The 23,417-nt window shown below is 44.3% G+C and carries 20 protein-coding genes; 7 read left to right on the top strand and 13 right to left on the bottom strand.

Annotation, left to right across the window (positions count from 1 at the left end):
• Positions 1–8 precede the first annotated feature (8 nt).
• Positions 9–437, bottom strand: a complete 429-nt coding sequence (locus tag MOC09_RS15525) for a GNAT family N-acetyltransferase (protein ID WP_268359209.1) — start codon at positions 435–437, stop codon at positions 9–11.
• Positions 438–546: 109 nt separating this feature from the next.
• On the opposite strand from MOC09_RS15525, the gene MOC09_RS15520 reads away from it, so the two are divergent.
• Positions 547–1,956, top strand: a complete 1,410-nt coding sequence (locus tag MOC09_RS15520) for a PLP-dependent aminotransferase family protein (protein WP_268371049.1) — start codon at positions 547–549, stop codon at positions 1,954–1,956.
• A gap of 32 nt (positions 1,957–1,988) precedes the next feature.
• On the opposite strand, the gene MOC09_RS15515 is transcribed toward MOC09_RS15520, so the two are convergent.
• From MOC09_RS15515 to citA, 4 genes are all read right to left on the bottom strand, one after another.
• A complete protein-coding gene (locus tag MOC09_RS15515; protein ID WP_268371047.1) occupies positions 1,989–3,344 on the bottom strand; it encodes a sodium-dependent transporter in 1,356 nt (451 codons plus the stop codon).
• A gap of 117 nt (positions 3,345–3,461) precedes the next feature.
• Complete coding sequence (gene bcaP, locus MOC09_RS15510; protein WP_268359214.1) at positions 3,462–4,859, bottom strand: branched-chain amino acid transporter BcaP; 1,398 nt, start codon at positions 4,857–4,859, stop codon at positions 3,462–3,464.
• 253 nt (positions 4,860–5,112) lie between these two features.
• On the bottom strand, positions 5,113–5,982 hold the full coding sequence (locus MOC09_RS15505) for an SDR family oxidoreductase (protein WP_268371046.1): 870 nt from the start codon (positions 5,980–5,982) through the stop codon (positions 5,113–5,115).
• Between the two features lie 74 nt (positions 5,983–6,056).
• Positions 6,057–7,157 carry a citrate synthase CitA gene (gene citA / locus MOC09_RS15500; protein WP_268359219.1) on the bottom strand — a complete coding sequence of 367 codons (1,101 nt, stop codon included), beginning with the start codon at positions 7,155–7,157 and terminating at the stop codon, positions 6,057–6,059.
• Positions 7,158–7,265: 108 nt separating this feature from the next.
• Between citA and citR the strand changes: the two genes are divergently transcribed.
• Positions 7,266–8,141 (top strand): transcriptional regulator CitR, encoded by an 876-nt coding sequence (gene citR / locus MOC09_RS15495; RefSeq protein ID WP_268359221.1) that lies wholly within the window; start codon positions 7,266–7,268, stop codon positions 8,139–8,141.
• Positions 8,142–8,211: 70 nt separating this feature from the next.
• Here citR and lytE read toward each other — a convergent pair whose 3' ends face one another.
• A complete protein-coding gene (gene lytE / locus MOC09_RS15490) occupies positions 8,212–9,216 on the bottom strand; it encodes a peptidoglycan endopeptidase LytE (RefSeq protein ID WP_268371044.1) in 1,005 nt (334 codons plus the stop codon).
• A 538-nt stretch (positions 9,217–9,754) separates the two neighbouring features.
• On the opposite strand from lytE, the gene MOC09_RS15485 reads away from it, so the two are divergent.
• Positions 9,755–11,131 (top strand): alkaline phosphatase, encoded by a 1,377-nt coding sequence (locus tag MOC09_RS15485; protein WP_268359228.1) that lies wholly within the window; start codon positions 9,755–9,757, stop codon positions 11,129–11,131.
• 105 nt (positions 11,132–11,236) lie between these two features.
• On the opposite strand, the gene spoVR is transcribed toward MOC09_RS15485, so the two are convergent.
• Positions 11,237–12,643: a stage V sporulation protein SpoVR gene (spoVR, locus tag MOC09_RS15480; RefSeq protein ID WP_268359230.1), complete on the bottom strand. Its 1,407-nt coding sequence runs from the start codon at positions 12,641–12,643 to the stop codon at positions 11,237–11,239.
• A gap of 164 nt (positions 12,644–12,807) precedes the next feature.
• Between spoVR and MOC09_RS15475 the strand changes: the two genes are divergently transcribed.
• The 3 genes from MOC09_RS15475 to MOC09_RS15465 all read left to right on the top strand — a co-directional run bounded on the left by MOC09_RS15475 (position 12,808) and on the right by MOC09_RS15465 (position 16,472).
• A complete protein-coding gene (locus MOC09_RS15475) occupies positions 12,808–14,319 on the top strand; it encodes a mechanosensitive ion channel (RefSeq protein ID WP_419901067.1) in 1,512 nt (503 codons plus the stop codon).
• A 112-nt stretch (positions 14,320–14,431) separates the two neighbouring features.
• On the top strand, positions 14,432–14,872 hold the full coding sequence (gene nsrR, locus MOC09_RS15470; RefSeq protein ID WP_268359232.1) for a nitric oxide-sensing transcriptional repressor NsrR: 441 nt from the start codon (positions 14,432–14,434) through the stop codon (positions 14,870–14,872).
• Between the two features lie 151 nt (positions 14,873–15,023).
• The gene (locus MOC09_RS15465) at positions 15,024–16,472 is read left to right on the top strand and encodes a peptidoglycan endopeptidase (protein ID WP_268371042.1); all 1,449 of its coding nucleotides are present in this window, start codon (positions 15,024–15,026) and stop codon (positions 16,470–16,472) included.
• A gap of 42 nt (positions 16,473–16,514) precedes the next feature.
• On the opposite strand, the gene MOC09_RS15460 is transcribed toward MOC09_RS15465, so the two are convergent.
• Positions 16,515–16,838, bottom strand: coding sequence for a YqzG/YhdC family protein (locus tag MOC09_RS15460; RefSeq protein ID WP_268359234.1), 324 nt, complete (start codon positions 16,836–16,838; stop codon positions 16,515–16,517).
• 200 nt (positions 16,839–17,038) lie between these two features.
• Here MOC09_RS15460 and MOC09_RS15455 point away from each other — a divergent pair, with 200 nt between their 5' ends.
• Entirely contained in the window at positions 17,039–17,281 is a 243-nt protein-coding gene (locus MOC09_RS15455; protein WP_003224139.1) for a YhdB family protein, read from the top strand.
• Between the two features lie 14 nt (positions 17,282–17,295).
• Here MOC09_RS15455 and MOC09_RS15450 read toward each other — a convergent pair whose 3' ends face one another.
• From MOC09_RS15450 to glpD, 5 genes are all read right to left on the bottom strand, one after another.
• Entirely contained in the window at positions 17,296–17,820 is a 525-nt protein-coding gene (locus MOC09_RS15450; RefSeq protein ID WP_268371040.1) for an NADPH-dependent FMN reductase, read from the bottom strand.
• Positions 17,817–18,464 (bottom strand): response regulator, encoded by a 648-nt coding sequence (locus MOC09_RS15445; protein WP_268371038.1) that lies wholly within the window; start codon positions 18,462–18,464, stop codon positions 17,817–17,819. Before MOC09_RS15445 ends, MOC09_RS15450 begins: the two co-directional genes overlap by 4 nt.
• Entirely contained in the window at positions 18,461–19,603 is a 1,143-nt protein-coding gene (locus tag MOC09_RS15440) for a GAF domain-containing sensor histidine kinase (protein WP_268371036.1), read from the bottom strand. The genes MOC09_RS15445 and MOC09_RS15440 overlap by 4 nt, the downstream gene beginning before the upstream one ends.
• A gap of 150 nt (positions 19,604–19,753) precedes the next feature.
• Positions 19,754–21,499, bottom strand: coding sequence for a phosphoglucomutase (pgcA, locus tag MOC09_RS15435; protein ID WP_268359241.1), 1,746 nt, complete (start codon positions 21,497–21,499; stop codon positions 19,754–19,756).
• A gap of 132 nt (positions 21,500–21,631) precedes the next feature.
• Positions 21,632–23,299 (bottom strand): glycerol-3-phosphate dehydrogenase, encoded by a 1,668-nt coding sequence (gene glpD / locus MOC09_RS15430; protein WP_268371051.1) that lies wholly within the window; start codon positions 23,297–23,299, stop codon positions 21,632–21,634.
• Positions 23,300–23,417: the final 118 nt, after the last annotated feature.

The raw sequence follows: 23,417 nt of genomic DNA, 5'->3' as shown, positions 1-23,417 counted from the left end.
TTTTTTGATTACACCTGCTTTCTGAACAAGTAGCTTTCAATAGTAAAACCCATTTTGTCTGTATAAAATCGGTGTGCGTCTTTGCGCTGAAGGCCAGATGAAAGACTGACAGAGCCAAATCCGGCTTTTCTCGCCCAGTCTGCAGCATAATGCAAAAGCATTTTGCCGTAGCCCTTTGATCGGCAAGGCGCAGTTGTAACAAGATCCGCAACCCATAGGTACTCTCCTTGATGAATGGAAACCCTCGGCAGCGCGCCGCACAGCGCTCTTATTGCTGTGTCCTCATATAAAGCAAACAGCATATAAGATTCTTTCCTCACACAGGCTTCAAGTCTTTGTAAATACGTTTCTTTATCCAAATCTGTTCTCAATTCATTCATGACCGGATACGACTCGGCCCATTCTTCTTTTGTGGTTAATTGTTTCATATGAATCATCTTCTCATTCCCCTCTCCTTTCGTTACAATGATCATAGCTGATAAATGGCATTTGCCAAATAGCCAATAACAGAAAAAATGACCATGCCAGATAAAAAGGAGACATGCAATGGATATCACGCCGTTTCTAGATAAAAAAAGCAAAACACCGTTGTATGAGCAGCTTTATGCTTTTTTTAAACAAGAAATTTCACATGCGAGAATCACGAAGGGAACAAAACTTCCGTCAAAACGCAGGCTTTCCGGCTTGCTCGGTGTCAGTACGGCAACAATCGAACGTGCTTACGAACAATTAACAGCTGAGGGCTATGTCAAAAGCAAACCAAAAATCGGCTGGTTCGCGGCGGAAGTTGAAGCTGATTTCCCGGCTGCTCCTGCACATTTTCAGCAGTCCATGCAGCAGGCTTTACATAAAGAGAGCGCGCCTGCTATTGATTTTCACCAAGGCAATGTTGACCCTGCAAGCTTCCCCTTTAATGCATGGGGAAAAAGCATAGTAAAAAGTCTGGATCGTTATTCGAAATCGTTTCACACTTCCGGTGATCCTCAAGGAGAACCTGAACTTCGGCAGATGATTGCCCGTTTTGTCAGGCTGTCACGAGGAGTACATTGCGAGCCCGGGCAGATCGTCATCGGCGCAGGAACCACCGCGCTTCTGCAAATTCTTTGTCTAACGCTTGATCCAGGAACAAAAATCGGTTTTGAAGAACCGGGATTTCACCGGTCAAGAAGGATGTTTGAAGCAAATCACATGAATGTGATTCCTATATGTACTGATGAAGAAGGCGTCCTGCCGGATGAACTTAAACGCCAGAATCCATATCTTATGTATACGACTCCTTCACATCAGTTTCCGCTCGGGAGCATTATGACGATAACCCGCAGACAGGAGCTGCTGGCATGGGCAAAAGAGGCAAATACGTTCATTATAGAGGATGATTATGATGGAGAATTCCGTTACAGCGGCCAGCCCATTCCGTCTTTGCAGGGGCTTGATCCAAATGGCAGAGTGATATATCTCGGCACGTTTTCAAAATCACTGCTTCCTTCCTTGCGGCTCAGCTATATGGTTTTGCCTCCTGCACTCATGGAACCGGTCAGAAAAAACGCTCATTTATTGAAACAAACGGTCTCTTCCCACTCTCAACTGGCACTGGCAGACTTCATCGAAAGCGGAGAGTGGCAAAAGCACGTAAATAGAATGAGAGCCTTATACCGAAAAAAACATGCTGTCCTGTTAGAAGCCATTCGGTCTGAATTAGGAAGCAGCGTGGAAGTTCTCGGAAAAAACTCCGGGCTTCATATCCTGCTGCGGCTTTTGTTTCCGGCAAGTGAAGAAGAAGCAATTAAAGCTGCCGCCGACAACGGCGTGACGATCTACCCCGTATCCCCTTCTTATAAAGGAAGGCCGCCATTTGTTTCTGTTTTAATCGGTTATGGCGGGTTGTCTGAAGAGAATATCAGGCTCGGCATTCAAAAACTGCAAACAGCATGGACTCCGCTGATACCGTCTTGTTAATCAAAACAGGCTCCTGGAACGGAGCCTGTTGTTTAAAATGATAAAATTCCAATTAAATTTAAAAATACGATAATAATGGCCAGCGGTACGATAAAACGAAGCAAATAAAACCATGTATAAAAGAATGCTTTTCCTGCATGCGATCCGTTTCTCATTTCTGCCAAGAGCTCATGTTTCGGAATTTTGAGCGGAATAAATAGAGAAATTAACAGAGCGCCTAATGGCATCAACACATTGCTGACGGTAAAATCGGCAATATCAAAAAACGTTTTATCAAAAATGACGGCATCGCTCAATACGCCATAAGACAAGCAGCAAGGGATTCCGACCAAGAAGATCAAAAGCCCGCTCGTCCATGAAAGTTTTTTTCTCTTCTTTTCGTCCCCTTTTCCAATCGTGGCTACAATAATCTCCACCATCGAAAAAGCGGAGGTTAGGGCTGCAAATAAAAACGCAACGAGAAAGCCAATAAAGAACAACGTGCCGAACGGAAGCTGTTCAAAAACTGCCGGAAGCACCGTAAACAGCAATGTCGGACCTTCGTTTGGCTGAAAACCGAAAGAGAAAACCGCCGGAAAAATGGCCAAACCTGCCAATAAAGTCACAATGATATTCATCATGACAATGGAGGCTGCCGATCGAGGGACATTTTGTGTTTTCGGCAAGTAGGAGCTGTAAGTCACCATCACCGAGACCCCCAGCGTTAACGTAAAGAAGGCCTGTCCCAGTGCGAATAATACGGATTCCGGAGTCAGATCGCCGAAATGAGGCACAAGCAAAAATTTCACGCCTTCCATCGCATTATCAAGCGTGAGAGACCGAAGAACGAGCAGAATAAACAATAAAAACAAAATCGGCATCATCACCGCGCTGACCCGTTCAATCCCTTTTTGGACCCCTCTGGCGACAACGATGACAGTCAGCACCATAAAAACAAGCTGAGCTGCGAGCGTCTGCACCGGATTTTGGATAATAGAAGCAAAAAGAGCGCCATACTGTTCTTGGGTAAGCCCGGACAGTGAACCTGACGCTGTTTTTACGATATACAGCAAAATCCATCCTCCGATTACACTGTAAAACGACAGCACTAAGAAACATGCGGCTACGCCGACCCATCCTGTAAGAAACCAAGCGGTTCGCGGCGCTTCTTTTTTATATGCATCAATGGCATTCGTCTGGTTCCGTCTTCCAAAAATAAATTCTCCCACTAATAGCGGATAGCCTAAAAGGACGGTAAATAACACAAAGATAAGAAAAAAGGCGCCTCCTCCATTGGTCCCCGCTACATAAGGGAACTTCCAAATTGCGCCCAAGCCGATAGCCGAGCCGGCGGCTGCCATGACGAAACCGATTTTCGAAGCCCATTGGACTGGTTTTTGCTCAGACAATAAAGTCACTTCCTTTCCAGCCTATATTATCTCTTATTTTTGTCTTCATTTCTATAGATTCATTTGCCAAGAACATAAAAGAGAGCAGCCTGATTGGCCGCTCTCTTGATCACAAGATTATTGATTTAATTTTGAATGCTTTCTTGAATACAGAAAATAAATTGCCAAGCCGATTAACAGCCACACAAGGAAGCGGACAATCGTCACCCATCCAAGATTTAAAATTAAGAACAGGCAGAATACAATCGCAAGGCCTGGGATAACTGGAACCCCCGGGCATTTAAAGGCTCTCGGAAGATCAGGCTGTTTCTTTCTCAAGACGATGACCGCCACAGAAATCAGCACAAACGCTGACAGCGTTCCGATGTTTACCAGCTTTGCAAGTTCATCCAGCGGAACAAGTGAGCCAAGCAGCGCCGACATCGTTCCGAAAAACCAAGTGGCCACATACGGCGTTTTGTGCTTTGGGTGCACCTTAGAGAGTGAGCCCGGCACCAGTCCGTCACGCGACATGGCAAACATGACGCGTGTCTGCCCATAAAGCATCACGAGCATAACTGTTGTCATTCCCAAAACGGCGCCGATATCAATGATGCCTGCCACCCAATTTTGACCTGCGCTTTGAAGGACGAGAGAAACTGGATGATCCACACCCGCAAACTGGGCAAACGGGATAACCCCTGTCATGATCGCTGATACAGTGACATATAAAATCGTGCAAACCAATAAGGAGAAAATAATACCTTTAGGCAGATCCTTCGCAGGGTTTTTTGTCTCTTCCGCAGCAGAGGATACAGCGTCAAATCCGATAAAAGCAAAGAATACGAGTGCCGCTGCACTGAATACGCCGCCAAAGCCCATCGGCATAAACGGCTGCCAGTTATCCGGCTTCACATAAACCGCTGCCACCGCGATAAACAGAAGAACGACCAGCACTTTCAAAATCACCATGATGTTGTTGACTCTTTTTGATTCTTTAATGCCTAAATAAAGCAAAAACGTTATCGCCATCACAATCACGAATGCAGGCAGATTAAAAATGGTAAATGTGCCTTTTACCGCCCCAGGCGCCGCTGTTAAAGCAACCGGTAAATGAATGCCGAGCCCTGATAAAAACGATTGAAAATAACCGGACCAGCCGACCGACACCGCGCTTACCGCCAGCATGTACTCTAAAATTAGATCCCATCCGATGATGAAGGCCAAAAGCTCTCCCAATGTGGCATAAGTGAATGTATACACCGAGCCTGAAACCGGCACACTTGAGGCAAATTCCGCGTAAGACAGGGCCGCGAATAAACAAGCCAGGGCCGCCACAACAAATGAAACGGTCAATCCGGGACCAGCAGTGACTGCACCCGTCCCTGTCAGTACGAAAATCCCTGTGCCGATAATGGCTCCGATTCCAAGCAATGTTAAGTCGAAAGCCCCTAATTCTCTTTTTAAAGATTTCTCACCGCTTGTTGCAGCAATTAAATCCTGAATGCTTTTCTTCCTAAATACGCTCCCTTTCATTCCCCTTCAACTCCTAGACTGATAATCTATTTCTATATATTTTATTTGAATTTTCTGAATTCATGAGCAACAATGGTCATTTTTCTTTTTTTCTACTATATTTGTACCAGCGGCGAATCATTCCTTTCTCCTACTCAATATTATATATAAAAACACAAAAATGAAAACAAAATTTTTAGAAAAATCGACAAATTTTTTATTTTGAAATATTTACTAACACAAAAAAACCAGCATGATTGCTGGTTTTCGTTCATTATGTTGAAATAAATCGCCCGCCATTCACATGAATGGTCTGGCCTGTCATATAGGAAGATTCATCAGATGCCAGCAGGACATAGGCGCCTGCATGCTCAACTGGCTGCCCCGGTCTTCCCATTGGAGTATCTAACCCGTGCTGTTTCACTTTTTCCTCCGGGAATGTAGCCGGAATAAGCGGTGTCCAAATCGGGCCGGGCGCCACCGCATTCACTCTGATGCCTTTATCCGCAAGCGACATCGCCATGGATCGTGTAAAGGAGACAATCGCACCCTTTGTGCTGGAATAATCAATTAACGCCGTATCGCCTTCATAAGCGGTAATCGATGTCGTATTAATAATGGCACTTCCCTCTTTCAGGTGAGGCAAAGCTTTTTTCGTCATATGGAACATGGAAAAAATGTTTGTGCGAAATGTTTTTTCCAGCTGTTCTGTTGAAATATTGAGAATGCTGTCCTGCGGGTGCTGCTCAGCGGCGTTGTTCACTAAAATATCTAGTTTACCAAAATGGTCCACTGTTTGCTGTACAGCTTGTTCACAATGATTCTCGTCTCCAATATCTCCCGGGATAAGCAGGCAGCTGACATTCTCCTTTTCGATCAGCTTACGTGTTTCCTCTGCGTCCGAATGCTCGTCTAAGTAAAGAATGGAGACGTCAGCGCCTTCTTTAGCAAACGCAATAGCTGCCGCTCTCCCTATTCCGCTGTCGCCTCCGGTAATGATCGCGACTTTTCCTTTCAGTTTTCCGCTTCCTTGATAATCCTCATCCTCATACAGAGGCAGCGGATTCATTTCTGACTCAATGCCCGGCTGTCTGTCCTGATGCTGCGGTTCTTGTCCTTCTGCTTGTCTATCCATTGAATTCATAATTCTTCACTCCTAGACATGTGGTTGATATAAAACGTTACCACGTCATAGAAGCGGCTAAACGGGAAAATATGTTATGAAAGAACTTCTTCAGGAATGGCGCCAGTATATTTCGCTGACGGACGGAAAATCATGTTGTTTTCTGCCTGTTCGAGCACATGGGCGCACCACCCTACCATTCGGCTTGCTGAAAAGGTCGGTGTAAACAATTCATCGTCAAAATTAATTGCCTTCATGACAGCCGCCGCATAAAATTCAACATTTGTATAAAGCTTGCGTCCCGGTTTATAGATTTCAAGCAAACGAATCGCTTCTGCTTCTACATGCAGCGCAAGATCAAGATCACGGTCATTGCCAGCCACCTCTTCTGCTTTCTGTCTCAATGCTTCTGCCCTCGGGTCCTTCGTCTTGTACACCCTGTGGCCGAATCCCATCAGGCGCTCTCCTTTTTCGAGTTTTTCTTTCAGATATGCTTCAGCATTTTCTTTTTCTCCAATGTCTTCAAGCATCTTTGTCACCGCAGAAGGTGCCCCTCCATGCAGCGGCCCTTTCATCGTGCCGAGTGCAGCCGTGACGGCTGACACTAAATCACTCTCTGTCGATAATGTGACCCGTGCCGAAAAAGTGGATGCGTTCATGCCGTGCTCCATGGCCAGAATCATATAGGTTTCAAGCGCTTTCTTTTTAGCCTCTGAAGGCTGTTCACCTGTAAGCATATAATAGTAGTTTTCGACATGTCCGTACTGGGAAGATGGCACAATTGCTTGCTCACCGCGCGTCCATCGTTTTCTGTATGCAATGATGGAAGGCGTGATTGCAATCAGCCGGATCGCTTCTTCTGTTTTTGGATGAAACGTGTACGTATTTTCCCCTAATGCAGAAACAACCGTTCTCAGCACCGACATGTCGTCCATGTTGTTTGGCAGTGACTGAATCAAACGCTCAATATGTTCAGGCAGATGCCGCTCCGCAGCCAGCTTCTCTTCAAATGTCTGCAATTCTTCAGATGACGGCAGTTTCCCAAATAAAATCAAATACGCTGCTTCCTCAAAGCTGTGATTCAGTGCGATGTCTTTTGCATGATGCCCTCTGTAAATCAGACGGCCTTTTTCACCATCAATATGGCTGATGGATGTTTCTGCACATGTAATTCCCTTTAATCCGTAATGTACCATTTGTATTCCCCCTATCCTTTTCTGTTATTATAGTAAATATAATATTTAAAAAATAATGAATATTTTAAAGGAAATTAATTAAAAATATTAATCAGAGGGAGAATAGACATGGATTTCAAATGGCTTCATACTTTTGTGAGCGCTGCGAAATATGAAAACTTTCGAAAAACAGCGGAAACGCTTTTTTTATCTCAGCCCACTGTGACCGTGCATATCAAGCAATTAGAAAAAGAAATCAGCTGCAAGCTGTTCGAGCGAAAAGGCAGACAGATCCAGCTGACTGATGAAGGAAGGGCGTATTTGCCGTATGCACTCAGGCTTCTTGACGATTACGAAAACAGCATGGCAGAGCTTCATAGAGTCAGACAAGGCTACTCTCAAACCTTACAGCTCGCGGTTTCTCCGCTTATTGCCGATACTGTGCTTCCATCTGTTATGAAACGGTACACTTCAATGAATACCGAGACAGAAATTGCTGTAAGAATATTTGAATCTACAGAAATCGCATCACTGATTAAAGCCGGGGAAGCAGATATCGGGCTGAGCTGTTTAAAGGTACAGTCTTCCTCCTTAACCTGCCACTGCTTATATAAAGACCCTGTTGTCCTTGTTGCCCCGCCCGATCAGCGTTTCATGGCAGACAAAGAAATTGATGCCAAAGAGGTGCTCGATCAATACCTGCTTTTGACCCACAATCATCCTGATTACTGGGACGACCTGCTCCGTCAAGTCAGAGTGACATTTCCATTTGTGAGAACAATGAAAGTCACTCAAACACATATAACGAAACGGTTTATCAAGGAAGGACTCGGCGTTTCTTTTCTGCCTTTATCCACAGTAAAGCGTGAGCTGGCAGAGAAACAGATGATCAGAATCCCCTATCAATCTGTGCAGCTGCCCTATGCCGGCGCTTACGCGATTGCCCTTTATGAAAATAAGAAAGAAAAAAAATTCTTGGATTTTTTGTCACATTTTCATTTTTAGGAGCAACCAAAACGGCTGTGATTCGTCTAATGAAAAAAACCCGTTCCAATGAACGGGTTTCTTCTAACAATTAGAATCTTTTCGCACCGAGGTAACGAGGCTTCCAGTAGCTGTTGTTCAGGCTGCTGATTTGTACGCCGTCAGATCCTGCATGAATGAAACTATTGTTTCCAATGTAAATCCCCATGTGAGAAGGGCCGGATTTATATGTTGTAAAGAAGACGAAATCACCAACAGACGGGCTGGCAATGCTCTTCATAGAACTCCAGTATCCCGCAGTGCTTGTTCTGCCCACACTTGTTTGTTTATTCAGTACGTACCAGATGAATCCGCTGCAGTCAAAGCCGGAAGTTGTCGTTCCGCCCCATTTATATGGCGTGCCGACTAACGCTTTTGCATCAGAAACCAGCTTGCTCACATTAAGTGATGTAGTAGATGATGCTTTGCTGCTTGAAGATGATGAAGAAGTAGCAGGTTTTGAGCTGCTAGTGCTTGTTCCTTTCACCTTCAATACTTGGTTGACATAGATTAAATCTGATTTTAAGCCGTTTAAGCTTTTTAATTTGCTAACTGTCGTGCCGTATTTGCTCGCAATTTTAGAAAGGCTGTCTCCGCTCTTCACTTTATATGTAGAAGTTGAAGATGATGACACTTTTGATGAGCTGGAGCTGCTTGAACTTGTTGAACCTTTCAGTTTCAGGACTTGTCCAATACGAAGCAAATCAGATTTTAAGCCGTTCAGTTTTTTCAGTTCATTGACTGTCATGCCGTATTTTTTTGAAATTTTCCAAAGGCTGTCTCCGCTCTTTACTTTGTATGTAGAGGAAGAAGAAGAACTGCTGCTTTTGGAACTTGAAGATTTGCCGTTAATCGATAAAGTCTGGCCTACGTAAATGATGTCTGAACGAAGGTGGTTCTCTGATTTAATTTTACTGATCGTTGTGTCGTATTTTCTTGAAAGATCCCATAATGTGTCGCCTTTTTTCACCTTGATGCTTTGTGCAGATGCCGCTCCTGCAAATAATGTCGATCCTAAAACAACTGCTGTCGTAGCTGTAATGATTTGCTTTTTCATATGTTCCTCCCCAAATATTTATATCTCTATATATTTGTCTCTTTTTTTAATTAATCTTATTGCTTTCTATTATAAGGATAGATTCCCAACAGAAATAGTCTTGACTTCATGTGACAAATTTCTTAATTATTCGTTCTAAAAAAAAGTTTTTAAGGGTATAAAATATTTCATTTTCGTTTCAAAGGTGACAAAAAACGAGTCGTTTTGTCATGTGATTTGGGTGATTTTTCAACTTAAAGGAAATAAATGAATAACTTTCGGAGTTAAATCTCATATTGGAAGAATGGGTGTTAAGGAGTATTCGAGGAAAGCTGCGGTGAACCGCAGTTTTTTTATTTAAACAAACATATCATGCAAGGACAGAGAGGTAAAGATTTTTCTGAAAAAATGAATGCTTTGAACCAAATAAGGCAAAATAACGAAACGACGTTTTCTTTTCCTAACAATGCTTTACTTAATGTTTACATGATCAATAGCTGATGTTAACAAAATTTCCCTAACATGATAAACAGAACACATTAAAGGAGGCCTTCAAAAAATGAGTTTGTTTCAAAACATGAAATCAAAACTTGTGCCCATCGCAGCTGTTTCCGTGCTTACAGCCGGCATATTCGCCAGTGCAGAACTGCAGCAGACCGAAAAAGCCAGCGCAACAAAACAAAACAACGATGAGATCAGAAATGTCATTGTGATGGTTGGTGACGGCATGGGAGCATCATACATAAACGCCTACCGCTCCATGAAAAATAATGGCGAAACACCGAACAATCCGAAACTAACTGAATTTGACCGGAACTTGACAGGCATGATGATGACGCACCCGGATGACCCTGACTACAATATTACTGACTCAGCTGCAGCCGGAACTGCATTGGCAACAGGTGTTAAGACATATAACAATGCAATTGGCGTCGATAAAAACGGAAAAAAGGTGAAGTCTGTGCTTGAAGAAGCCAAACAGCAAGGCAAATCGACCGGGCTCGTCGCAACATCTGAAATTAACCATGCCACCCCTGCCGCATATGGCGCCCACAACGAATCACGGAAAAACATGGACCAAATTGCCAACAGCTATATGGATGACAAAATAAAAGGCAAACAAAAAATAGACGTTTTGCTCGGCGGCGGAAAATCTTATTTTAACCGTAAGGACAGAAATTTGACGAAGGAATTCAAACAAGCTGGCTACAGCTATGTGACAACAAAACAAGCGCTGAAGAAAAATAAAGATCAGCAGGTGCTTGGGCTTTTCGCAGACGGAGGGCTTGATAAAGCGCTCGACCGTGACAGCAAAACACCGTCTCTGAAAGACATGACAGTTTCAGCCATTGACCGTCTGAACAAAAATAAAAAAGGATTTTTCTTAATGGTTGAAGGCAGCCAAATTGACTGGGCAGCCCATGACAATGATACTGTAGGAGCCATGAGTGAGGTTAAAGATTTTGAACAGGCCTATAAAGCCGCAATTGATTTTGCGAAAAAAGACAAGCACACGCTTGTCATTGCAGCTGCTGACCATACGACCGGCGGATTTACCATTGGCGCAAACGGTGAAAAGAATTGGCACGCGGAGCCGATTCTCGCTGCGAAAAAAACACCTGAATTTATGGCAAAGAAAATCAATGAGGGCAAACCGGCAAAAGATGTGCTTGCCCGCTATACTGACCTTGACTTCACAACTGAAGAAATCAAAAGTGTTGAAACAGCAGCCCAGGCTGACAAGAACAAAGGCGCCTACAAAGCCATCATCAAGATTTTGAACAAACGATCTAACAGCGGCTGGACGAGTACCGATCATACCGGCGAGGAAGTGCCGATATACGCGTACGGCCCCGGAAAAGAAAAATTCCGCGGACTGATTAACAATACCGACCAGGCAAACATCATCTTTAAGATTTTGAAAACAGGAAAATAAAGAGGATGAGGAAACTCATCTTTCCAACATGATTGAACAGCCTTGACCACGAATGCGGGGGTTTATCGCATGCTGAAGAGGATGCAGAATACTGCATCCTCTTTTTTATAGGTACCTGCGGTGAACGCCTTTTCCGTCATATGAAAACACGACTTCCTTATCCTCAAGCACAGACTCGATGTGCACGCTTCTTCCCCAAAGCTGAAATAAATAAGGGAGAACTTTCTCCAAATATTTCAAATCCAGCTCTATGCCCTCATACCAATGTTTAATATAGAGCTCATTATTTTTCATATAATCGCCGTCGTTTACTGTCAAATATGGAAAACCGCCGTTTACCCGCATGCTCACAAGCTGGTCTCGCACCGATTTCCACTCTTTATCAACGACTTTATAATCTCTGCCCTGCTTTTGAAATAAATAAAGGTCCTCGCGCATCACCAAGTCTTTCGTTAAATAATTGCGGATGAAAGAGATATCTGATTCAATTTCCCTGACCTCAAACATTTTCTCCCGGCCCGAGTCAGGCTGCACGCCCATTTTCTTCATTTCTTCCGTCGGGTTGTTATACCGCTCCTCAATGTCTTCAAAAATTTTCAGCCCTAAATAATAAGGATTGATGCCTGTTTTGGACGGCTGGACGACACCTGCATTCAGCTTGGCGAACTCGATCGCTTCATCTGAGGTTAAATCAAGCTCACGTATGATTCGCTGGTGCCAATAGGAAGCCCATCCCTCATTCATTATCTTTGTTTCAAGCTGAGGCCAGAAATAAAGCATTTCCTCTCTCATCATCGTTAAAATATCACGTTGCCATGGCTCAAGCTCCCTGGAATGCTCCTCGATAAAAAGCAGAATATCCTTTTCCGGGTGAGGCGGGAACGATTTTTTCGATTTCTTCACTTGTTTTTTTGGTTTCTTCTCATCCAAAGCCCATAAATCATCATACGGCGTCGCCGCCTCTTCAATCTCCTCATCTTCATCATCCACGCTCCATAAGAGCTTCGGGCGGACCAAAGATGGATCGATATGCTCCTGAATCGATAGGATCGCATCTAAAAAAGCCTCGACTTCCTTTATCCCGTGAACCTGTTCATAGTGCTTAATCCGTTCAGCCGTTGCCGCCATGCTTTCCACCATATCGCGCTTCGTGTTTTGGAAGCGGCAGTTGTTTTTGAAGAAATCACAGTGGGCGAGAACGTGAGCGACTATTAATTTATTTTGGATCAATGAGTTGCTGTCCAGCAAAAAAGCGTAGCATGGATCTGAGTTAATAACCAGCTCATAAATCTTGCTTAATCCAAGATCATAATGCAGCTTCATTTTGTGAAACTGCTTGCCGAAGCTCCAGTGGCTGAATCTTGTCGGCATCCCGTACGCGCCGAATGTATAAATAATTTCAGCCGGGCAGATTTCATATCTCATCGGGTAGAAATCAAGGCCGAATCCCTTTGCAATTTCGGTAATTTCCTCAATTGCCCGCTGTAATCCTTTTTTCTCCTCCGCGTTCAACCGAATCCCCCCTACTTGGACTTATCTCTAATGTATGAGTCCGCCTGACAAAAGATGATAGCCGCACCTGGGCAAGAAAAAAATCCGCCCGGCACATTCAGCTGTTTGCCGATTATGTCAGTGGGTAATAACACACCATATTACGAAAAAAGGAGCGATACCAATTGAATGTAGCAGACATGCTTTCTTCTTATCTCAGTAAGCTGCCGAACTTAATCATTGCTTTACTCGTCTTATTAATCGGATGGGCTATCGCTAAAATCATTGAAAAAGCGGTATACAAGGGGCTCAGCAAAACAAAAATCGACGACAAGCTCTTTGCTGGGAAAAAGCCATCACGCTATTCTTCGGAAAAAGTCATAAGCAAGGTCGTTTATTTTATCGGATTGATTATCGTCTTTATTTTATTCTTTAACATTTTGCACCTGACAACAGTCGCATCACCTTTTGTCAGCATGCTTTCTGCAATTACAGCGGCTATCCCAAGCATACTGAAGGCCGGACTCATTCTGCTCTTAGGATGGGCTGCAGCCTCTGTTTTGAGCTTCCTTGTCAAAAAAATCGGGATGAAGCTGAACACAAGCGACAAGCTGCGCAAGTGGAATTTGGTGTCTGAAGGAAAAGATATTCATCAGGCAGTTAATGCCGCTTCACAAATTGTCTTTTATCTCGTGCTGCTCGTTTTCCTGCCAGGGGTGTTGTCTTCTTTGAAAATCAGCGGGATTTCAGGCCCGTTTACAAATATGATGGAAAGCGTACTCGCATTTCTGCCAAAATTATTTGCTGCGGCGCTTATCGTTTTAATCGGCTGGCTTGTTGCCCGCCTTGTACGTGACATTATTACGAATTTCCTTGCAAGCATCGGCACAGAAAGATTCGCTGCACGTATGGGTTTATCTATTTACTTAAAAGATACAAGCCTTTCTGCTGTCATCGGAACAATCGCTTATGTGCTGATTTTAATACCAGTTGTCATTTCAGCGCTTGACCAGCTTGATGTTGCTGGCATTTCGAAACCGGCTGTCTCTATGCTGAACACCATTTTAAATATGCTTCCGAACATTATTATTGCTATTGTGCTTGTTTTAGCGGGTATGTGGACAGGAAAATGGGTAAACACCATGGTGTCCGGACTGCTCCATCGCACAGGCTTTGATTCTGTGTTAGGAAAAATGGGAGTGGAAACTGGAACGCCTGCAAAGCTGTCCCTGTCTCAAGTTGTCGGTATGATCGCGCAAATCATTGTCATTCTGCTATTTACAGCCGAAGCGCTGCAAATTGTTCAGCTGCACTTCCTTGTAGACATTGCAACTGGCATCATCGCGTATCTGCCGAATGTCCTTGTGGCCGTCTTTATACTCGGAATCGGCCTTTACGCCGGAGAATTGGTAAGAAAAGTGCTTGCGAGCATCATTAAAGGCCAGGAATTCAAGTCTTTAGCAGCGATCGCTAAATATACCATTATCGCACTTGCTTTCTTTATGGCCTTGGATCAGCTTGGTGTAGCTGACACAATCGTCAATTCCGCGTTCATTATCGTGCTTAGCGGCTTCGCACTCGCTTTTGGTTTATCCTTCGGCCTTGGCGGAAAGGATTTTGCATCACGTTATCTGTCTGCGTTTGAACGGAAACTGGATAAGAACAAGACAAACCAAAATCCGCCGAATAACATGTAAAAAAAACCATGCACCCAACAAGGTGCATGGTTTTTGTCGATTAATTCCTTTTTTTTATTTTTCAATCGATTATGATAAGATAAAGGAAAATGTCTTATTCCGAGGTCTTATTATGAAGTTAACAAATTATACAGATTATTCATTAAGAGTGTTGATATTTCTGGCTGCAGAACGTCCCGGAGAGCTTTCAAATATAAAACAGATTGCCGAAACCTATTCTATTTCAAAAAATCATCTTATGAAAGTCATATACAGGCTCGGCCAGCTCGGCTACGTAGAAACGATACGCGGACGAGGCGGCGGCATACGTTTAGGCATGGCCCCCGAAGACATCAATATCGGTGCGGTTGTCAGAAAAACGGAAGATGATTTTAATATTGTTGAATGTTTTGATGCAAACAAGAATCTCTGCATTATTTCCCCGGTGTGCGGCTTAAAACATGTACTTAATGAAGCGCTTATGGCCTATCTTGCGGTTTTGGACAACTACACGCTGCGCGACCTTGTTAAAAACAAGGAAGATATCATGAAGCTTTTAAGAATGAAGGAATAGATCATGATTCCTTCTTTTTTTATGCCCTTTTTCCCCCTTTTTGTTAAGATAATATGGCTGTTTTTTAAAAAAGGCAAAACGATGAGACAAAACTGCCGATATAAAAAAGAAACAGCAATCTAAAATTATTGGGGGAAAAAGGAGAGCTAAGATGAAAAAGAAATTAGCAGCAGGGCTGACAGCATCTGCGATTGTCGGCACAACTTTAGCAGTGGCACCAGCTGAGGCAGCAACGATTAAGGTCAAAAGCGGAGATTCTTTATGGAAACTGGCCCAAACCTACAACACAAGTGTGGCGGCCCTCACATCCGCCAATCATCTTTCGACTACTGTTCTGTCGATCGGCCAGACGCTTACGATTCCAGGCAGCAATTCCGGCACTTCATCTACTTCAAGCTCAACAACCAAGAAGAGCGGAAGTTCTGTTTACACAGTGAAAAGCGGAGATTCACTTTGGCTGATCGCCAATGAGTATAAAATGACGGTGCAGGAACTGAAAAAATTAAACGGGCTGAGCAGCGACATGATTCGTGCGGGGCAGAAATTAAAGGTGTCCGGTACGGTTTCTTCAAGCTCAAATTCAAGCTCTGGTTCCAGTACAAAAAGCAGTTCCAATAAGAGCTCCAGCTCTTCATCTTCTGCCGGAACATATAAGGTGCAGCTTGGGGATTCACTTTGGAAAATCGCTAACAAAGTCAATATGTCCGTCGCTGAATTGAAGGTCTTGAACAACTTAAAATCAGACACCATTTATGTGAATCAAGTATTAAAAACAAAATCAACTGGTTCTGATACGTCTTCCAAAGTCTCTTCATCAAATTCGAACAAAACTTCGGCAACAACGAAATACACTGTAAAAAGCGGAGATTCACTTTGGAAAATTGCAAACAAGTATAACCTGACTGTACAGCAAATCCGAAATAGCAATAATTTGAAATCAGATGTGCTGTACGTCGGACAAGTGCTGAAGCTGACAGGTAAAGCACCTTCAGGCACTTCTTCTTCATCATCGTCGTCTTCGTCAAATACAAGCTCGGGCACGACGACTACATACACGGTGAAAAGCGGCGATTCCTTGTGGGTAATTGCTCAAAAATTCAATGTGACTGCTCAGCAGATTCGGGAGAAAAACAACTTAAAAACGGATGTCTTGCAGATTGGCCAAAAGCTGGTCATTACAGGAAAAGCGTCATCTTCATCCTCTTCCTCATCCGGGTCTTCAAGCACCTCCAGTTCAACCAGCGCGAAGATTAACACAATGATTGCCGCCGCTAAAGCGCAGCTTGGGGTTCCATATCGCTGGGGAGGCACAACACCGGCCGGATTTGACTGCAGCGGATTCATTTACTATGCACTGAACAAAGTCACATCCGTATCAAGATTAACAGCAGCCGGATACTGGAACACAATGAAATCAGTCAGCCAGCCTGCTGTCGGAGACTTCGTCTTCTTTACAACATATAAAGCCGGCCCTTCCCACGTCGGAATTTATCTTGGAAACGGAGAATTCATTAATGCCAATGATTCCGGAGTTGTCATTTCCAGTATGAACAACTCTTACTGGAAACAGCGCTATCTCGGTGCAAAACGATATTTCTAAAACAAAAACTGTATGGCCTTCAAGGCTGTACAGTTTTTTTGCTTAGAGCCTAAAGACGTTGATGCTGATCATATGTTTTGTCACTGGATGAAAATAGACTTCGGCCCGGACAGAGAAGTTGTCGCCATTCTGTCTGACCGTCACCCGAAAGACATCCTTCGTCTGCTGATCATTTACCTCGGTGCGCCCCATATAAGCGTAATCAGAAAATGAAGCACCCTTATATTCTTCCTGAATTTTGCTCCAGGCAAGCTTTTCCCACTTTTGGACGGATTCGTTTGAGTCCGCTGAATGCCCTTTTGCAGCCATTGACACAATGATCAATCCGCAAAAAAGAAACGCAATGGTATACGGCAGAGATTTCATGTTTTTAGTCTCCTGTACCCAGATTATATTCACTCATAGGTTTTCCAAAAGAGATTGCTTCATTCAGGCATTTTGATTTTATGTCTCCCTCATATTGCTATCCCCGTACTGCCGCAGACGCCAAGTTTTGCCCCGTCACTAACATAGGATGCAGCATAAACTAAACACGAACTTCTCACACAAGAAAGGAGAAGCGATTCATGGATTATGCCGATTACGATAAAGCGCTGTATTACACTCATCGTTCCCAATGGGATAATTTATTGATTTTAATGGTGCGTACAGAGGATGATTTGTTATCAAAACGAATCGAACATTTTCTGCATGCATATCATTTTGAACAGGATTACGCCGTTCTTGAAAAGATGCTGTATTCCCTTCTCCGTTATATTGATCATGCCACAGAACTGACTTATGAAGATCAATTAGCCCTGCTCACATAAACAAATCCCGGCGTTCAGACGCCGGGATTTCCTGATTTTACGAACATGGTGAGCTCATCGACAAGCTCCTTCAAGCCAACCTTTATATTTTCTGTCAGTGCAGCATGTTCAGCATCAATATGCACCGGGTCAAGCACCAGCTGCTTCGGGATGACATTGGCGTAGACACCCCGCATGACCGTTCTCATATTGTTCAGCGCGTTGATGCCGCCTTTTCCGCCTCCCGCCACTGCCAATGATGCAACGGGCTTATATTTGAATTGTTCACTGCTTAGAAAATCAAGTGCATTTTTTAATGCGCCGCTCATGCCGCTGTGATATTCAGGAGATAATAAGATAATCGCATCTGCTTTAGTAACGCGCTGCTTGAGCTCCTGTACATGCGACAGTTTTGATTGCTCCGCTTCCCCATTAAACATCGGCAGTACAAATTCGCTTTGATCGATCAAGTCTGTTTGATACAGTGCGGAAATATAGGATGCAGCAATTCTTGTTCTGCCTTGTTTTCTGGGTGTGCCACTTATGACTAACATATTCATGTCGTGATCTCTCCATTCAGGTTATATTTTACTGCGAAAAGCGCTGCTTGCGTGCGGTCGGCCACTTCAAGCTTTGCTAAAAGATTCGACACATGGGTTTTCACTGTTTTTACTGAAATAAACAAGGCTGCCGCGATTTCTTTGTTGCTTTTCCCGTTCGCAATTTCGTTCAGAACGTCCTTTTCCCTTCGTGTTAATTGATAATATTTTTCTTTTTCCGGATCGTGCTGATTTTTCATATGTGTCAGTACATGGGGCATAATAGCTGAAGAAAGCCTGTATTCGCCTTCATATACTTGCCTTAATGTTTTCACCAGTTCCTCTGGCTCCGTATCTTTTAATTGATACGCCTTTGCTCCTGCCTGAAGCGCCGGAATAACGTGCTCCTGATCGGAGTAGCTCGTCAGGACAATGATATGGATCCCGGGAAATTGCCGTACCGCTTTTTTTATAGCTTGAATGCCATCCATCTCGGGCATAGACAAATCCATCAGCACAAGATCAGGCTTTGTCTCTTCGATGACACGGAGCGCTTCTGTACCGGTTGCTGCCTCTCCGGCAACTTCAATATCATCCTGGGTGGCAAAGAAAAAACGAAGCCCCTTTCTGACAACATGGTGATCATCCGCAATGACAATTTTCATTGCACTGTCCCTCCTTTCTTGCTGGTTAGCGGCAGACTGACGGACAGCTTTGTCCCCGCACCAAGCTCTGACTCAATCAAAAACACCGCACCGGCTTTTTCTGCCCGTTCTTTCATCCCTTTGATGCCAAGTGAAGGCAGCCCCGCATGCGCTTCATAGCGAAAGCCTGCTCCATGATCGACTATATCCAGCTCCACATGGCTCGAAGATGCAGTCAGGCTGACATACGCCGTATCGGTTCCTGCATGCTTTTTGCAGTTGTTTAAAGCCTCCTGCCCGACCCGCCACAGCATATGCTCCTGCTCATCAGTGAGAACAAGACAGCCTTTTTGCGTAAAAATGACATTCAATCCGATGAGCGCGCCATAGCTCTTAATGGCTTCAGACAGCCCTTTTTCCAAACCTCCGGGGCGAAGCTGCCAGATTAACGCCTTCATTTCTGCAAGCGCGTCCTGTGATAAGTTTTGAATGAAATCAATCATTTGCTGCAAATTCTCATCCTTCGTTAGTGTCTTTGCCGCTTTAGCTGTTAAACTGACGGAAAACAGCATTTGGTTGACAGAATCGTGAAGCTCCTGTGCGAGGCGGTTGCGCTCCATTAAAAGAGCATTTTTTTGTTTATATTCAGAAAGCGTCATGCGCTGGATTGCCGTTCCGATCTGAAAGGCGACAGACTCAAGTAAATGCAGATCTCCCTCATCAAACATGGTTTTACCGGCTGCCGCTACATTTAACAATCCGAACCTCCTGTCCCCATCTTCTAAAGGCACAGTTGCATGATGCGTAATCCCCTCTGTGTCAAAACAGCGCAGTTCCTTGGCTGATTCTATGCGTTTGCAGTTCATAATATTAGCCGCCCTTCTCAGCCCTCCATTATTGAATTTCGTGAGGCAGTAGCACTCCCCTTCGCACATCAGCACTTTTTCCTTGCGGCTTAAAGCCGGGGGCAGATAAGCGTCGGCGGCTAACGTATAGGAGCCATCTTCTTCTATCAGAAAAATCCATCCGGATTGAAGGTTCGTCAGACTCAGCAATTCTTTTAAAACCTCATCCAGTGTCGCTTTGACATCGTGGCCTTGATTTAAGGTTTCCGCAATCGTTTTCAGCGTTTTTAATTTTTCCATCCTCGTTTTGCTCACGTTTCTCACTCCGGCATTGATCATGTTATCTAAGATTATACCAGTTTTTTGTATTTCATTACTTCGTTTGAGGGATGATTTTCTTTCAGACTTTTGGAGGAGAAAAAGAAAAAAGCTGGATCATTTACAATGATCCAGCTTATGCCTGAATTATTTTGCTGTTGCCTCTACGATTTCGTCTACCGTCTTCATTACATCGTCAGAAAGCGCGGCAAGACGCTTTTCGCTGTCTTCTAAAGAGGTGCCTTTTACGGCGAAATAGAATTTGACCTTCGGCTCAGTTCCGGAAGGACGGAGGCAGAACCACGACCCGTCTTCCAGGAAGTATTTCAGAACATTTGATTTTGGCAAGTCAATGGTTTCTTCTTTATTTTCTGTCAGAAGCGTCCGTTTGCTTACAGCGTAATCTTCTGCTGTTACAACTTGTTTGCCGGCCATTTTTTGCGGCGGATTTTGTCTGAAGGATGCTAAAATCGCTTCAATCTGTTCTGCTCCCTGTTTTCCTTTCAGCGTTAGGGATTTCAGCCCCTCACGATAAAAACCGTACTCATTAAAGAGACTGATGAGCGCTTCATACAATGACATTCCTTGTTTTTTATAGAACGCGCAAACCTCTACTGCCAATAGCGCTGCCTGAATGGCGTCCTTGTCGCGGGCAAAGTCCCCGATTAAATAACCGTAGCTCTCTTCATAACCGAATTGGAAGGTGTACTGGCCTGATGCCTCGTATTCCTTAATCTTTTCGCCGATAAATTTAAAGCCTGTCAGTGTATCAATCGTATCAAGACCGAACGAAGAAGCGACAGCACGCCCAATTTCACTTGTAACGATTGTTTTGAGCACAACGCCATTGTCAGGCAGGCTGCCTTGCTTTTTCTTTTCTGAAAGCAGGTAATGAAGCAGCAGCGCACCGGTTTGGTTTCCCGTCAGCACTGTATATTTGCCTTGATCATCTTTCACCGCAATACCGAGGCGGTCAGCGTCAGGGTCTGTTGCGATGAGAATATCAGCGTTCTGCTCCTCCCCTAGCTTAATGGCATATTCAAAAGCCGCATGCTCTTCCGGGTTTGGAGAGCTAACCGTAGAGAAGTTTGAATCAGGCAGCTCCTGTTCTTTTACAACGGTTACATTTTTGTAGCCGAGTGCATCAAGACCGCGTCTGACCGGCTTATTCGCAGTTCCGTGCAGCGGTGTGAAAACAACGCTAACATCTACTTCTCCGGATAACTCAGGATGAACGGAAATGGACGCCAATTTTTCTGTATAGACCTTATCAATATCTTCACCGATGATTTTGATCAAGCCTTTTTCTTTTAAAGCATTTTCATCGTCTACTGTGATTGTCAGCTCATTTTCAATCGCGTTTACCTGTTCAATGACGATATCCGCTTCCTTAGGAGGCAGCTGGCCGCCATCATCTCCGTATACTTTGTAGCCGTTATATTCAGGCGGGTTATGGCTTGCTGTCACCACTATTCCCCCATAGGCGTTCAGCTGTCTGACAGCGAATGACAGCTCCGGCGTCGGGCGAAGCTCATCAAATACGTATGTTTGGATGCCTTGTGTAGCAAGTGTTTTCGCCGCTTCGATCGCGAACTCCGGTGATTTATGGCGGGAATCATAAGCAATGACAACGCCCCGTTTTTTCGCTTCCTCCCCTTGCTGCGAGATGTATGCCGCAAACCCGGCTGATGCTTTGCGCACCGTGTAGATATTCATCCGATTCGTCCCGGCGCCGATTTCTCCGCGCATCCCGCCGGTACCGAATTCAAGGTTTTTATAGAAGCAGTCCTCGAGAGCCTGTTCGTTTCCCTCTAATTCAGTGAGGCGCTCTTTCAGTTCCGGATCTAAATGGTCTGTCTGTTTCCAGCGTTCATAGCTCTTTCTCCAAGTCATATTCGTCCTCCTATGTATCAGCTTATGCCATTATTTTATATGAAGCGGGTGCCTCTGTCACTTGTTAACCTGAAACCCGGCACTTTCGGCACGTAAAAAGAAATAACGGGCTGACAGACAGCCCGTTATGATTTATTGTTCGAGCGGCACAACCGCATCGTGTAAAAGCTTGTTAAGGTTTTCTGTATGTTTGTTTTTCGCCTGCTCATCCCATTGGAATCGCTCGCTCATATAATCAATAACGGCATCTTTATATGTTCTTACCCAATTGATATCAAAAAATAAACGTCCCGTTCTGCGGACAAAGAAGTCAGCAGGTGTTGCAGTCATCTCTTCTTCAATACTGTATTCTGCTTCAGCAAGAATATGAACCGGAATATTGCGTTTCGCTGCCTCTTCCTTCAGCGCTTCCACTCGATTAAATACCCGCTCAACGTTAGAGCCGTATCTGATCGCCAGCTGTTTGGCATCTTTTTCTGATAAACCGGCCGCGACTCCCTCTTTTGTTTTCGCTGTAACGAAAGACATAAGGTTTTTAGAACCGCCGACGTGTCCACCTGAGATTGGCATATTTTTCGTTTTACAAGGTCCGAAATCCTTTTCGCCTTCTTCTTTTAAGCGGTCGCGCACAAGATCGACGATGTGCTCCGCCATTTTTCTGTATCCGGTCAGTTTTCCGCCGGCAATGGTGATTAATCCTGAGTCCGATGTCCAAATCTCGTCCTTCCGTGAAATTTCAGAAGGGTCTTTGCCTTCTTCATGTATCAGCGGACGCAGCCCAGCCCAGCTTGATTCGATGTCATTCGCTGTGATATTCAGTTCAGGGAACATGTAATTAATTGAATTGATGACGTAATCACGATCCTCTGTTGTCATTCGCGGATGCTCCAGCGCCTCTTTATAAACCGTGTCTGTTGTTCCCACGTATGTTTTGCCTTCGCGAGGAATTGCAAATACCATACGGCCGTCAGGTGTATCGAAATATACCGCCTGTTTCAGCGGGAAGACTGACTGGTCAAACACAAGGTGAACGCCTTTTGTATGCTGCAAATGCTTGCCGTTCTTCGAATGGTCTTTTTCTCTGAGCTGATCGACCCAAGGGCCTGTCGCGTTGACGATTTTTTTCGCGTACACTTTGTATTCTTTCTTCGTTAATACATCTTCAATTAACACACCGACTGCTTTGCCTTTTTCGTAAAGGAGCTCCTTCACTTTGGAATAATTCACAGGCTCTGCCCCGAATTTGACCGCTTCCTTCATCACTTCGATTGTCAGTCTCGCATCGTCAGTGCGGTATTCCACATAATACCCGCCGCCTTTTAAGCCGTCTTTTTTGACTAATGGCTCTTTTTGCAGCGTTTCTTTTGCTGAAAGCATGCTTCTTCGTTCTGATTTTTTCACACCTGCTAAGAAGTCATACACTCTTAACCCGATAGAGGTTGTGAATGTGCCGAATGTGCCGCCTTTATGAAACGGAAGCAGCATCCATTCCGGTGTGGTGACGTGCGGACCGTTTTCATAAACAATCGCTCGTTCTTTCCCTACCTCAGCCACCATTTTCACTTCAAATTGTTTTAAATAGCGCAAGCCGCCATGAACCAGCTTCGTTGACCGGCTTGATGTTCCCGCCGCAAAATCCTGCATTTCGCTGAGCGCGACCTTCATTCCCCTTGATGCCGCGTCAAGAGCTGTTCCCGCTCCTGTAATTCCTCCGCCGATAATAAATAGGTCATATGTTTTTTTCGTCATGTCTGTCAGCATGCGATCTCTTTCAAGACTTGAAAATTGATGTTTCATTATTACGTTTCCTCCTTGTTGTCACGGTAAATAGAAAAAGAGACCACAACAGCCAAAGTGCGTGCTTACACTTTGGTGCTGTGGTCTCTCCTCATCTCAGGACCGTTCTTATTAACTTGTA

This window comes from Bacillus sp. N12A5, from assembly GCF_026790125.1.
Classification (GTDB): domain Bacteria; phylum Bacillota; class Bacilli; order Bacillales; family Bacillaceae; genus Bacillus.
The sequence above is the reverse complement of the archived record's forward strand: the minus strand, read 5'-3'. Positions and strand labels throughout refer to the sequence as shown.